This is a genomic window from Rhodococcus sp. 24CO, from assembly GCF_050586165.1.
Classification (GTDB): domain Bacteria; phylum Actinomycetota; class Actinomycetes; order Mycobacteriales; family Mycobacteriaceae; genus Rhodococcus_F.
On sequence record NZ_JAZFNF010000002.1, the window covers coordinates 448288 to 461579 of the forward strand.

Genomic DNA, 13292 nt, shown 5'->3' on the forward strand with positions numbered 1-13292 from the left:
CTGAACCTATTTCCGCCGGCAAGTGATTGGACGATGAGAGAAGACATGACTCGATCTGATGGACCTGACATTTTCTCACCGGCGAAGCTCGGTCCGGTTCGCCTGCGTAATCGCACTATCAAGGCGGCCACTTACGAGAATATGGCTCGCGACGGTTTGGTCACCGACCCGTTGATCGACTTCCACGTCGCACATGCCCGTGGCGGTGTTGCCATGACGACCGTTGCCTACTGCGCCGTGGCACCTGATGGACGCACCGACGGCCATCAGATCGTTTGGCGCGACGAGGCTATGCCAGGTCTCCGCAAGCTGACCGATGCGGTTCACGATGCGGGCGCGGCGATCTCGGCTCAGATAGGACACTCGGGGCCGGTCAATAACGGGAAGTCGACTGGCACTCGGCCCATTGCTCCGAGCCGGCATTTCAACAAGCAGTTCTTTCGCGCTGTCGGCCCAGCCACACGAGAAGACATCACAAGAGTGGTGAAGGCGCACGGAAATGCTGCGCGAATGGCGATCGACGCGGGATTCGACGCTGTCGAGGTGCATCTCGGGCACAATTATCTGGCAAGTTCCTTCCTGAGTCCGAAACTGAACCGTCGTGAGGACAAATACGGTGGCTCACTGCAGAATCGAGCCCGACTGGCGCTCGAGATCCTTCACGAGGTCCGTGAGGCAGCACAGGATCGCCTGGGCATCATCACCAAATTGAATATGGATGACGGTGTCCCTGGTGGCTTTTGGATCGACGAAGCATGCCAGGTCGCGCAGTGGATCGAGCAGTCGGGCACTGTCGACGCTCTGGAGATGACTGCGGGAAGTTCGCTGCTCAATCCTATGTACTTGTTCAAGGGGGATTCCCCGATCACGGAGTTCGCTGCTGCTGTGCCCGAACCTGTCCGATCGGGAATCAAGCTTGTCGGCAAGCATGTCCTTCGCGAGTACCCCTATTACGACGGGTACCTACTCGACGATGCTCTACAGATCCGGTCAGCTGTCGATATGCCGATGATTCTTCTCGGCGGCGTGACGAACAAGCAGACCATGGATCGTGCGATGTCGGAAGGTTTCGAGTTTGTCGCGATGGGACGTGCGCTGCTACGGGAGCCGGACCTGATCAACCGAATCGCGGCCGACTCAGCGGTTCGTTCGCTCTGCAATCACAACAACAAATGCATGACGACTATCTTCACCGGAACTCGATGTGTGCTGGTTCCTCAAGACCTGCCGTCGCCGATTCCGAGTGAATCGTCGTCCACTCGCGCGGTGACGCCAGTGTCCTGAGGAACAGATAGTCAGGACGTTGTTCTGACGGTGGGATGTCGTAGCTATTACAACGAAGAAGTCCGGTATCAGCGTCACAGGCGCTGATACCGGACTTCACTTCTACAGTCTTGTCAATCGCCGGCGAGAATCTTGTCGTCGATCGAGCAGAAGCTGTGGCAGACCCGATCGCGAACGATGACCTCGGTGCACTCCGGATCGAACCAACGGTCCACGACACCCCAATGGATCGGATGATCGAGGTACTGTCCGAGCAACGAAGCATGGTCGGTGAATTCCTGTTCCCACACATGTGTCCACGGCGTCGGACCGACGGCAGTTGTGACACGGCTCAGCCGCCATGCGCCGATAGACGAGACCAGCGCAGGCATCCGCAACAAATCGCTTTCGAAATGCTCGACGCTGCTCGGCTCGGTGCCGGGCGCGACTCGCAGAAGCAGCGTTCGGTAAACACTGTTACGGGTGTCGATCGTCGACCGCCCGGTCGACCCTGACTGATACTCGACGCCGTGGAACCGTTCGATCGCCGGATGCCCGAAGCTGCCGTCGAGTGCGTCGCTCGCCAATCTCCACGATAGGTCGTCCTTGAACTGTAAGTGGACGATCAAATCGCCGCCGTTGATTACTCCTGGCAGCGTCCTCGACACAACCTGGCGGATAGCGCCGGCCGCTTCGGCCGCAGTTGTCACAGAGAGCACGGCCTCGTCCCACGCCTCGCTCGATGCACTTTCGTCGGCATGGACAATTCGTGTGACGTTATACATCGGAGAGCCCCTCGATATCGGCTGCGTTAGCGGCCATGGTGCGACTGCGCTCGACTATCAACGCAGAATGCCGTTCCCACCAGTGGCTGGACTCCGGATCGGCTCGACCCTGGCGTGTCATATTCCACCAGCCGGACGTGCCTTCCACTGTCCAGGTGATCGTCACGATGTTGGTTTCGTCCTCGACCCATAGCGGGGGACTGACGAGAACACTTGCCAGGGTCATTCCGCGGCGCTGCGCAGCGGGTACGTACTCGGTTGTGTACGCATCGACGAACTTCTTCCCACACCCCGGTTCCGTGATGATCCGGTCGATCACATAGACCTTCTCGCCTGCCATACTTCTTAACCTACTTCTGGTTGAAACCCGTACAGAAATGGTCGTCTCGCGTAGCGGGAGACTTTGCACGGATCCGTGGGTTGTCGCTAGGACTGGTCTTTGCGTGCGCTACGCATGATGTCCAGCGGAGCTTCTGCGGGGTAGTCCGACGGAGCCATCGCGTAGGTGCGCGTGAGTGTCGAGACGAAGTCGGCGTCGTTGAGTGGATCCGAGGGTCTCGTGTACGAGACGCCACGGGCATCGAGGTCGTCGATCAGCATGCCGAGGGCTTGCTCGACCGTCAGATCGTCGGTGTGATCGAGGTACCGTTTCACATCCGAAAGATCATCGAAAACGTTTGCGCTGTAGTGGAATAGAAAGCGCATGTCGTCATCGTGGTATCGGGCGATCTCTTCGGATCCGTTGCGAACGACCCATTCGTCGGTGCCGACGCCTTCGATGACGGAATCGAGTTGGAGCTTCGGTATGGACCGCTTGTCCCGAGGACCGCTCGCCTCGCCCCGATGGAACATCTTCTCGTTGTTGGTGAGAAGTCCATTGTTCCAGAACGGAGCGGCGAATCGACGGGGTGCGAGGTCCGGGCCGTCGGGCCAGTAGGTGAACCCGCCATCGATGTCGGAGTTGTAGTAGTACGCGATTACCTGGCCGGTCTTGATTTCCCAGCGCTCGAACAATCCGGACTTGGCCATGACGCTGATCAGCCACAGAGGTGCGTTGCCCATGTCGATCCCGCGCCAGCTGGCGCCGTCGAAGTGACCGGCGTCGTAACTGTGTGCCGGTGCGCGCAAGTTGAAGAGGTAGCTGCTCGGAACCGCATAGGCGGCCCCGTGGATGCCTTTGATCATGTCGAGCAGACGTCGGTTGAAGTAAAGTTCGTGCGCCTTGTCCTCATAGGCCACGCCCCGATCGCCGAAGTAGCTGCGGAAGGTCGGGGTCAGGAGATCGGACAACTCCAGTTTTACATCAGGATCGCGATTCTTCGGTCCCGAGACGGCGAGGTACTCCTCTGCGCTTTTGAAATGGTGAGCTGCGATGAGACGCCACGGCCCGTTGTTACGAACGATGTCGAAGAGAACCGCCGCCTCGTCGGGCGTGTAGATCTCCTCGATGAACTGCGGTGGCACTGCTGGAGTCATGGGATGGCGCGTGCTTGTAGTCATGGCTGCTTCCTATCGTTCGGTTCGGACAGTGGAAAATGGCATGCGACAAAATGGTTCGGTGCAACTTCGCGGATCACGGGTTCCTCTGCAGAACAGAGCGAATCCGCCCTCGGGCATCGCGTGCGAAACCTACATCCGCTGGGTGGATCGTGTGGTGACGGCAGTTCACCGACAAGTGCGTCGCCGGTCGGCGCGGCCATGGGGTCGGGTTCGGGAATTGCGGCGAGAAGAGCCTCGGTGTACGGATGACGAGGTGCTGCATACAGCGAGTCCGGGGAAGCGACCTCGCAGATCTTTCCCAGGTACATCACCACCACTCGATCGCTGACGTTCTTCACTACCGCGAGGTCGTGGGCGATGAACAGCAGGGTCAATCCGTACCGTTCCTTCATGTCTTCGAGGAGGTTCAGGATTTGCGCCTGGACCGAGACGTCAAGTGCGGATACCGGTTCGTCGCACACCACCAGATCGGGTTCCACGACAATGGCTCGAGCGATCGAAATCCGTTGGCACTGACCGCCGGAGAATTCATGTGGACGGCGATCTCCAGCGACTTCCGGATCCAGTCCGACGACCGACAACATGTCGTCGACGGCTGCGGCCCGTTCCGCTCGACTGCCCTTACCCGCTACGTCGAGACCTTCGGCAACGATATGCCGAACGCGACGGAGAGGGTTGAGTGAAGAAATGGGGTCCTGAAAGATCATTTGCAGCTTGCGACGCTCGGAGCGCAACTCGGAAGCGGACATTGCGGCGAGGTTGCGGCCGTCGAATAGCACCTCACCGGATGTCGGTTTGGGAAGTTGCATGATCGCTTTTGCGACTGTGGACTTGCCGCAACCGGATTCGCCCACCAACCCCAAGGTTTCGCCGCGAAGTATGTCGAGACTGATGTCGGCTACGGCCGCGAACTTCTCGCCGCCTCCGGTGGAGTATTCGACAACAAGATTGTGCACTCGAAGCACCGGATTCTCGGCTTCTCTCAAGTGCGCGGTACCAGTACCGGCCATATCAGAGCACGTTCCTTTCATCGACGGGAAGACCTGCTGCAGAACGACCTTCGCGCACGTTGTCAGCTAGAGCCTGGTCCCCGGATGGAGTCCCGACAGGAAAGAAACACGCATGCCGGTGACGATCGTTGATCCCGTTGGTGGGCATCAGCGCCGGCGTTTCGACCAGGCACCGTGGCCGCGCATGGAGACATCTGGCGGCAAACGCGCAACCAGGCGCCGGGTCGATCACGGACGGTGGTCGTCCGGGAATCGCTTGAAGGCGAGTGTGACTCGGATCCGAGACGCGCGGAATCGATCGTAGTAGTGCTTGTGTATACGGGTGACGCATTTCCGTGAAGAGGGCATTTGTCGGAGCCTGTTCGACGATGCGCCCGGCATACATCACGGCTATTTCGTCGGTGCGGCCGGCCACGACCCCGAGATCGTGGGTGATGAGAATCGTTGCCATGCCGTTCTCGTTCTGAAGTCGCGCAAGCAGGTTGAGGACCTGATGCTGGACCGTCACGTCGAGTGCGGTGGTGGGTTCGTCGGCAATGAGCAAGCGAGGGGAGCATGCGAGTGCGAGCGCGATGACCACACGTTGCCTCATACCGCCGGACATGTTGTGCGGATACTGTTTCAAGCGCTTTCGTGGGTCCGGGATACCGACCCAGGTGAGGAGTTCCTCTGCCCGTGTCAGAGCGTCGGCTTTGCTCAGATTCATATGACGCCGCAGTGTCTCGGTCAACTGATGCCCGATGGTCAGGACCGGCGTCAATGACGTCATCGGGTCCTGAAATACCATGGCGACGCGTGACCCCCACAGATCGCGAGCCTGCGCCTTGGACAGAGATGCGGTGTCCCGGCCCTCGATCTCGATTCGCGATCGCGGTTGAATGACAGCGCTCGGTGCGAGGATATTCATCACAGCTCGCGACAGCACCGATTTCCCGGATCCCGACTCGCCCACCACACCGAGGGTGCGGCCCGCCTGCACGTCGAGAGTGACGCCGTCTACAGCTCGGACCATGCCGCGTGGCGTATCGAACCACACCCGAAGATCGGACACCTCGAGAACAGACGGCGTCGATTCGTCGTCGATGTCAACTGCGTCAAGTGTTGTTGTCATGGCATTTTGCTTGCCTCTCGAAGTCACAGCGAAGACTCCCGACCCACACGTCCGCGGGCCCAGTCACCGATTCGGTTGAGTGAAAACACCGTCAAGAAGAAAAAGACCCCCGGGACGAGTACCAGAAATGGTGTCTCGTACAAACTTTCGCGGCCGGCAGCGATCATGCCGCCCCAACTCGGGGTAGGCGGTGGAATCCCGAGGCCGAGGAAGCTCAAGGACCCCTCGGCTACGACGAGTCCAGCGGCGACGATGGTGGCAAACGAAACGACAGGCAGGAGCACGTTCGGCAGAATTTCCCGAATGATGATCCGCAGATCGGTGCAACCCATCGACCGTGCTGCAGTGACGAACTCCCGTGAGGCGAAGGCGATAGTGTTGGCCCGCGCGATTCGGGCGAAGGTAGGAGCGCCTACCGCCCCGAGCCCAAGCGCCAAGGTGGTCGCGCTCGGTTCCTGCACCGCAACCAGGGCGATCAGCAGGATGAGCGGTGGAAAGGCAAGCACCGCATCGGTGCTGATGCCCAATATCGTGTCGACTGCGCCCCGGAAGTATCCGGAGAGAAGACCCACGATGGTTCCGACCGTCAGTGCCAACAGCGTTGCGCCGATTGCGACGGCGAGGGAGACACGCGCTCCGTAGAGCGCCCTGCTGAGTTGATCTCGGCCGAGCTGATCAGTGCCGAGAATGTGTCCCACATCGCGAAAGGGGGCCAATGAGTACACATTGCTGATCTGGTCGTACGCCGGAAGCGGGAGTACGTCCGCAAAAACTGCAGCGAGAACGATGATCACCATCCACGCCGCACCAAGGCCGGCACCGACGTCTCTCCGACGACGCCGTCGGCGTTTGACGTTTTCGGATACTGCGGGGAGTGCGTGCGGTTCACCCTCCAGAGCGTTCGGCGCTTCGAGGGAAGACTGCGGCAAGACATCGACAGCGGTCGAGTTGCGCGAAGATCCAGTGACGCTCATGTTGTTCTCACTCTCGGATCGAGCAATGGATAGGTGAGGTCCACCAGTGCGTTGATGAGCACGTATCCGACGGCGACGACAAGAACAATGCCTTGAATCATGAACAAGTCTCGGCCGGTAATCGATGTCAACACAAGGGAACCCAGCCCCGGGAGTGAGAAGAGTGACTCCACGATCACGGTCCCGCCGATCAGGCGCCCGAGTGTTACCCCCATGACGGTCAGCAGAGAGAAGACAGATGGGCGCAGTGCATGGGTCAATAGAATCCGTGGAGCAGAAAGTCCACGTGCTCTGGCCGAGAGCACAAAATCCTGCTGAAGTGTTGCAATCATGTCGTTGCGAAGCAGTCGGATGAAGCCGACTGCTTCCAACGCGGCAAGGGTTATCACTGGCAGCGCCAAGCTGCGCAGATGCGGAATCAATCCCTCGGACAGCGGGGTCCATCCGGTAACAGGAAGCGCACCCAGAGTGACTGCAAAAACGAAGACCAGGAGCACACCGAGGAGAAAGCTCGGAATCGACAGGGTCACAGCGCAGATCAGTGTTGTGATCCTGTCGACGAGACCGCCGGGCCGGTACGCCGAGTACACGCCCACGGGAACGGCAATGAGGAGCGCGAGCAAGATCGACACAAAAGCAAGTTCCAGAGTGACGGGTAGACGCTCGACAATTGCGTCGGCCACCGGTACCTGCGATTGAATCGATCGCCCGAGATCGCCCTGTAAGGCACTACCGAGCCATTCGAAGTATCGCTGCAACATCGGTCCGTCGAGACCGAATCGCTCGTTCGCCGCAGCCCGCATCTCCTCTGTTGCCCCGTCCGGAAGCAAGGCATCGATCGGATCTCCCGGAATCAACTCCAGGAGTAGAAATGTCGCCACGCTCACCAACAGCAGCACTGCGGCCAGCTTGGCCAGATACCGACTTACGTTCCGGCTCTTCACCATCGGATTAACCTTCCACCGAGCGTTGTTACTGCTGGATCCAGGCAAGTTCAGGGCGGAACCAGTACTGGTAGGCAACCTCAACACCGTTGACGTCCTGTGCGGTCAGCATGCGAGTGACGGCATGTAGCCAGAATCGATATGCCGAAGTGTCTACGAGTTCACGAATGGCCGTCTTGTAGGCCTCTTCGACCACGGCAGGATCGTTCGAGGAGTGCGTGAGATCAAGTGCTTGATCGACTACCGGGTTCGAGTATCCGCTGTTGTTACTTGATCCGTTGGTGTGGAAGACCTTGTACAGTCGCTCGGGATTGGCTCCGCCGAGACTGCTGACGATGAGGTCGTAGTTGCCTCCGACCATTGCAGAGGCAAAGGCACCGCCGTCGAGGGCTGCGATCTCGAGCTTCAGCCCGTCCACTTCCTGGAGTTGGGCCTGCAACAGTTCGGATACCTGCGCCAACACCGGACTGCCCGCCACAGTAACGTACTTCAGAACGATCTCCTGGCCGCCGTTACGTGCCCGGTATCCGTCGATGAGCTTTTGGGCTCCTGCGACGTCGCGTTCGGGCCAGGTGGCCTCGGGATCGTAGAGTGGGCTGTTCTCTGGCGAGAACGCCGTGGCCACAGGTTCGCCCGAGTAAACGGCAGCGACAATCTGTTCGTTGTCGACGAGCTTGCCCACCGCATCACGAACATCTTGGTCGGCCAAGGCGCCGCGGTTGGCAATGCGAACACCACCACCCCCCATCAGATTTGCAGCGGTGACCTTCAGCCCAGCGGCTTCAGCGCGATCGGCATACTTCTGCAGCGTCACAGCCATGATGTCGAGTTCGCCGGCCTGCAAGGCATTGAACCGCTGATCGTCCGCGGCAATCGTTTTCATCACGACTCGGTCGACGTAGGGGCGCGGCTGGTCCCAGTAGTTCGGATTGCGATCGAGAACCATTTCGCTACCACGTGACCACGAGGTCAGCGTGAACGGTCCCGCGCCTACCGGGGAGTTACCGAAATCGGGGCCCTTCGCCGTAATGGCCGTGGGAGAACCGATGAACGCGAGGTCCTCTGTGAAAGACAGTGGCAGTTGGTGATTGACCTTGTCGGCGGTGATCTTGACGGTCTGTGGATCGATCACCTCCCATGAGATCGACTTTGCGGTCACGGCGCTCGACGAGAGAAGGGCAGGATCGAGTATGCGCTGCCAATTGAAAGCGACGGCATCCGCGTCGAACGGTGTGCCATCGGTGAAGGTCATATTCGGGCGCAGTTCGAGCATCCAGGTCTGGCCGTCCTCGGTAGTGAGTGACTCAGCCATTCCAGGTTCGAACTCGCCTGACTCGATGTCGTAGTACATCAGGGCGCCGAACACAGCCTGGCAGGGCGCGAGCCCGGTACCGATGGCGCATGTAGCCGGATCCACCGACTGAGGTTCGGTATTGAACGAGTAGTTGATGGTTCCACCGCGCTGCGGTTCACCGGCGGGTTCGCCCACCGACGCAGTCCCCGCCCCGGAGCACGAAGTCAGGAGCAGTGCCGATGCGATGGCTGATGCTGCAATTGCAGAAGTTGTTCGACGTCTCGACATATCTACCTTCATGATTGTCTTAATCGGTTGACTGAGAAGTAATTTCGACCTCTAGAAGTTCTGGACGATCTCGAGTAGATGTCCCTCCGGGTCGTTCACGAAAGCAACGATGGCTCGCATTTCGGTGTATTCCTTGGGGGGTTCGGTTACCGAACCGCCGGCCAGTTCCGCCAGTCGAAGCGTTTCTTCGATATCCGTTACGTTGAAACCCAGCACGGCCTCACCAGGGGCAGGCGTTGCGCGCTCCAGGTATCGCCAGAGAATCAAACTGGAGTCGTCGTCCCGGTCGCTCGTCAGGATGATCTCCTCGATGGCGTCCTTGCCCTCGCCGAGGTCGAGTCGGGCCTTGACTGTCAATCCGAGTGTCGCCACGTAGAAGTCTGCTAGGGACGCCACGTCATCTGCGAAAATTTTCGTGAAGGCGAAACGTGTACCGATACTCATGAATACCTCGCTGTAGGAGATGCTTTGAGAGAGCTGATCCGCGTACGCGCGGGAGAAGTTGGCCTCGCAGTGAGGCTGATCACTCTCGTATTAGTCCATCGGTGGCCAGCGTGGTCAACGTCGTCTCCCGCTACGCGGGAGTGGTCAACATCGTCTCCCGTTATGTGGGAGAGCGGTAACCAGTCCGACTTCCCGCGCATCATTCTGTGGGGGCGCAGAACATATTCATACTGACCGCAGGCAACTTCGAAACCTACAAGCTGGAGAATTACATGACAAATACATTGACGGGCAAGACCGCGTTGGTCACAGGAAGTAGTCGCGGCATCGGACGTGCGATTGCTCGCCGACTGGCGGCCGAGGGCGCAACCGTGGTGGTTACAGCACGGTCGGCAGGCCCGACTTCGGCGATTCGAGGCGGGGAGAGTGTTGTAGTCGAAGGCTCACTTGCCGAGACCGTTGCGATGATCGAGGCGAATGGTGGTAGCGCGCTGGCTATTCCGGCTGATCTTGAAAATACCGATGCGCGCGACACCCTGATCGAACGCGTTGTCGAAGCCACCGGTGGAATCGACATCCTGGTCAACAACGCTGGGTTTGCCGACTATTCGACCGTCGAGAAGATGTCTCTCGAGACGTTCGACCGAACTATCGAGCACTACATTCGTGCGCCATTCGTGCTGGCACAAGCTGCAATCCCGCATATGCGTTCCCGCGGCGCGGGATGGATCGTGAATATCGGATCGTCGACAGGGCTGAGCCCGATCAGGCCGTTCCGCGAGTACAACAGGACCTCGGGTGACGTGATCTATGCGGCAACCAAAGCCGCCCTGCATCGCATGACTCAGGGCCTCGCAGCGGAACTGCTCGACGACAACATAGCGGTCAATGTTGTGGGTCCGTCGACAGCTATCTCGACGCCGGGCGCCGATGCACTACTTCCTACGGGCTACGAGACGGAGCCGGTCGAATACCTCGTGGAGACAGTCCTCGCGATGTGCACTGTTCCCGCCGATGAACGGACCGGGCTCGTCGCGTTCAGCTTGCATTTTCCGTGGCACAACGAGCTCGATGTCAAGACATTGGACGGTCAGGGATCTATGCCACGCCGTGAACCGTCTGCGTGGGCGAATCCCAACATCGCTCCGGCTGGCATGTGAATTCGGGCGGCCAATCGTATGTGTCGCCTGAATGGAACAGGTGCTTCCGCGCGAGAGCGTCATCACACTAACGTCGCTACGTATACGGCGTTTCCAAGTCACGGAATGTCAGTCGCCAGAGTGAGGAGTTCGAAGTGTCGTCCGACAGGGGTAATGCAGGGACCGTAATCGGTGAGCTGGTCCAGTTGGTGGGTAGTTGGTGGTTTCACTACGACGAGTGGAACCGGGATGCCCTACGTGCCGTGATTGTCGACGACTTTGCATTCAGTTGCAGAAGTGACACCGGCACAACGGAATACGAGGACTTCATACGCTGTGACGTGCGCGGCGCCGATGAAGTGATGGCGTGGCAGGAGTCTCACCGCCATGCGAGCCCGTACCCGTTGCGTCACAACAGCAATAACATATTCGTAACGGAGAGGACGGGCAATACCGTCGCTTTCTCGTCGTATATCTTCGTGACCAAAATTGTCGACGGCCGACCGTACGCTGTTTCGAGCGGGCTGGCGCATTGGACGGCCCAGATTGCCGGCGACGCCGTGCTACTTGCGAGTCTCGAAGTTGTTCTCGATACCCGAGAGTCGGTTGTGTACTCGGAGTTGTCGCCCCATCACGACGCGCGTAGCTCCGCGGTTTGAGGTTGAGGTTCGCACTATGCCGTTGTCGCCCGCCGCGCAGAACCTCGTAGACGCTGCCGCCGCACGATTTCCCCAGTCGATGAGTGGAACCCCGCTCGCCGAGTTACGTTCGGTGCTCGGGCGGATTGCAGTGCCGCCGACAACACCCATTTATCAGTCCCGTGATGTCATCGTTTCGACCTCACTCGCAGACATACCCGTTCGGATTTACCGCCCCTCTGCGGAGCCGAGTCTTCCCGTCGTGCAATGGATGCACAGTGGTGGCTTCACGATGGGTGGGCTGAATCAGAACGAGGAATATCTCCGCAAACTGAGTATTGCTGCAAATGTTGTCGTTGTGTCCGTTGACTATCGTCTGGCGCCGGAAAATCCGTACCCGGCCGCGCTCGACGATTGCCGAGATGTGTGGTGCTGGATCAAGACGTCACCGATCGAGCTTGGTGAGACCACTGGGGTGAGAACGGCATTGGCTGGTGAAAGTGCTGGTGGAACATTGGTGTTCGCGCTGGGGCAGCAGCTACGCGATCGTCGGCTGCCGATGCCAGACGCCCAGGTGAGTTTCTACGGTGGTGCAGAAATGAGAATTTCGAACCCGGAGCATTCGACGAATATGTTGACACTTGCAGACTGCCAGTGGTTCTGGGACCAGTATGTGAGTACAGAGGCCGAGCGGACGTCTCCCTACGTGAATCCTGGTCTGGCGCAGGATGTCAGTGGACTGCCGTCCGCGCTGATCGTGACCGCCGAGATAGACCCTACCCGTGACGCCACAGAAGAGTACGCCCGACACATGATGCGAGCAGGGGTGAGAGTCGAGTTGGTGCGGTACGACGGGATGATGCACGGTTTCGCGACCCTGACCGCGGCGCTCGAGCCGGCGAGAGAACTTTTCGGTCGAACAATCGACTTTCTGCAGTCCAGTCTTCATCCCACCGATCGTGGTCCGGATGCATTGATCAGAGGGAGTAACGATGTCTGAAGCTCAAAGTCGCTTCGGTTCCGGCACAGCAGTTGTCACCGGCGGAGCTGCCGGAATCGGCGAAGGGTTCGTCCTACATCTCGCGCAGCTGGGTATGACGGTTGTTATTGCGGACATCGACACCGACAAGGCTGCCTGGGTTGCTGAAGGAATCAACGCGGCTGGGGGATCCGCAGTGAGCTACGGGATCGACGTCACCGATGCGGCCGCCGTCGAGGACATGGCCGAGAGCATTTTCTCGCGGTTCGGAAGCGTGGAATTGCTCATCAACAATGCCGGAGTCGAAACGGCTGGACTCCTCTGGGAAGTCGATGTCGAACGGTGGAAGCGTGTCATGGACATCAACGTCGACGGTGTCTTTTACTGTCTCCGCTCCTTCGTGCCCCGCATGTTGGCAGTGGGTACCCCCTCGTGTATCGCTAATCTGTCGTCTGTAGGCGGATTGAACAGTGTAGCCGTGCAAGGTCCCTACGTCGTGAGTAAGTTCGCGGTGCTGGCGATGACAGAGAGTCTGTACCAAGATATTTCGTTGACAGGTGCGCCAATTCAGGTCTCGGCGGTTGTTCCGCATTCGATTCGAAGCGAGATCTTTCGAGCCGCGCAGCGCGAAGCGCCGTCGAGCAATCCCATCGCGAATGCAGTGTTCGATGCAATGCAACGTGACAACGTAACAACCGGACTCGATCCGGTCGAGGCAGCGCAGCACATGACCGAAGCAATCGCCCGCGGAGATTTCTGGGTCTTCTCGAACGACGACGCTTGCCGGCGATCGGCCACTCAACGCGCTGATCAACTCAGAGACCTGACCTCTCCTGTAGATCCTCGTATCATGCTGGAGCGCATGGGGATTTCTGTTCCAGCACGAACCTCTTTGCAATCTACTGATCCTTCGAAGGGCTGAA

At 59.1% G+C, this 13292-nt stretch carries 14 protein-coding genes; 5 read left to right on the top strand and 9 right to left on the bottom strand.

All coding sequences use genetic code 11. The features are described from left to right. Positions 1-45 precede the first annotated feature (45 nt). Entirely contained in the window at positions 46-1284 is a 1239-nt protein-coding gene (locus V2B23_RS06320; protein ID WP_430949559.1) for an NADH:flavin oxidoreductase, read from the top strand. A 113-nt stretch (positions 1285-1397) separates the two neighbouring features. On the opposite strand, the gene V2B23_RS06325 is transcribed toward V2B23_RS06320, so the two are convergent. The 9 genes from V2B23_RS06325 to V2B23_RS06365 all read right to left on the bottom strand — a co-directional run bounded on the left by V2B23_RS06325 (position 1398) and on the right by V2B23_RS06365 (position 9613). Then, on the bottom strand, positions 1398-2048 hold the full coding sequence (locus tag V2B23_RS06325) for a Dabb family protein (RefSeq protein WP_430949560.1): 651 nt from the start codon (positions 2046-2048) through the stop codon (positions 1398-1400). Next, positions 2041-2388, bottom strand: a complete 348-nt coding sequence (locus tag V2B23_RS06330; protein WP_430949561.1) for a hypothetical protein — start codon at positions 2386-2388, stop codon at positions 2041-2043. The genes V2B23_RS06325 and V2B23_RS06330 overlap by 8 nt, the downstream gene beginning before the upstream one ends. Positions 2389-2474: 86 nt before the next feature. Next, a complete protein-coding gene (locus tag V2B23_RS06335; protein ID WP_430949562.1) occupies positions 2475-3548 on the bottom strand; it encodes a hypothetical protein in 1074 nt (357 codons plus the stop codon). Beyond that, a complete protein-coding gene (locus V2B23_RS06340; protein WP_430949563.1) occupies positions 3545-4558 on the bottom strand; it encodes an ABC transporter ATP-binding protein in 1014 nt (337 codons plus the stop codon). The genes V2B23_RS06335 and V2B23_RS06340 overlap by 4 nt, the downstream gene beginning before the upstream one ends. Before the next feature lies 1 nt (position 4559). Beyond that, entirely contained in the window at positions 4560-5669 is a 1110-nt protein-coding gene (locus V2B23_RS06345; RefSeq protein WP_430949564.1) for an ABC transporter ATP-binding protein, read from the bottom strand. Positions 5670-5692: 23 nt separating this feature from the next. Continuing rightward, positions 5693-6643, bottom strand: coding sequence for an ABC transporter permease (locus V2B23_RS06350; protein ID WP_430949565.1), 951 nt, complete (start codon positions 6641-6643; stop codon positions 5693-5695). Beyond that, positions 6640-7590 (bottom strand): ABC transporter permease, encoded by a 951-nt coding sequence (locus tag V2B23_RS06355; protein WP_430949566.1) that lies wholly within the window; start codon positions 7588-7590, stop codon positions 6640-6642. Before V2B23_RS06355 ends, V2B23_RS06350 begins: the two co-directional genes overlap by 4 nt. A 25-nt stretch (positions 7591-7615) precedes the next feature. Beyond that, positions 7616-9076 (bottom strand): ABC transporter substrate-binding protein, encoded by a 1461-nt coding sequence (locus V2B23_RS06360; RefSeq protein ID WP_430949567.1) that lies wholly within the window; start codon positions 9074-9076, stop codon positions 7616-7618. Positions 9077-9220: 144 nt separating this feature from the next. Beyond that, a complete protein-coding gene (locus tag V2B23_RS06365) occupies positions 9221-9613 on the bottom strand; it encodes a VOC family protein (protein ID WP_430949568.1) in 393 nt (130 codons plus the stop codon). A 272-nt stretch (positions 9614-9885) separates the two neighbouring features. Between V2B23_RS06365 and V2B23_RS06370 the strand changes: the two genes are divergently transcribed. The 4 genes from V2B23_RS06370 (at position 9886) to V2B23_RS06385 (ending at position 13291) form a co-directional block, all read left to right on the top strand. Continuing rightward, positions 9886-10773: an SDR family NAD(P)-dependent oxidoreductase gene (locus V2B23_RS06370; protein WP_430949569.1), complete on the top strand. Its 888-nt coding sequence runs from the start codon at positions 9886-9888 to the stop codon at positions 10771-10773. 134 nt (positions 10774-10907) lie between these two features. Further along, positions 10908-11411: a hypothetical protein gene (locus V2B23_RS06375; protein ID WP_430949570.1), complete on the top strand. Its 504-nt coding sequence runs from the start codon at positions 10908-10910 to the stop codon at positions 11409-11411. Between the two features lie 16 nt (positions 11412-11427). Beyond that, the gene (locus V2B23_RS06380) at positions 11428-12390 is read left to right on the top strand and encodes an alpha/beta hydrolase (protein ID WP_430949571.1); all 963 of its coding nucleotides are present in this window, start codon (positions 11428-11430) and stop codon (positions 12388-12390) included. Further along, positions 12383-13291: an SDR family NAD(P)-dependent oxidoreductase gene (locus V2B23_RS06385; protein ID WP_430949572.1), complete on the top strand. Its 909-nt coding sequence runs from the start codon at positions 12383-12385 to the stop codon at positions 13289-13291. The genes V2B23_RS06380 and V2B23_RS06385 overlap by 8 nt, the downstream gene beginning before the upstream one ends. Position 13292: the final 1 nt, after the last annotated feature.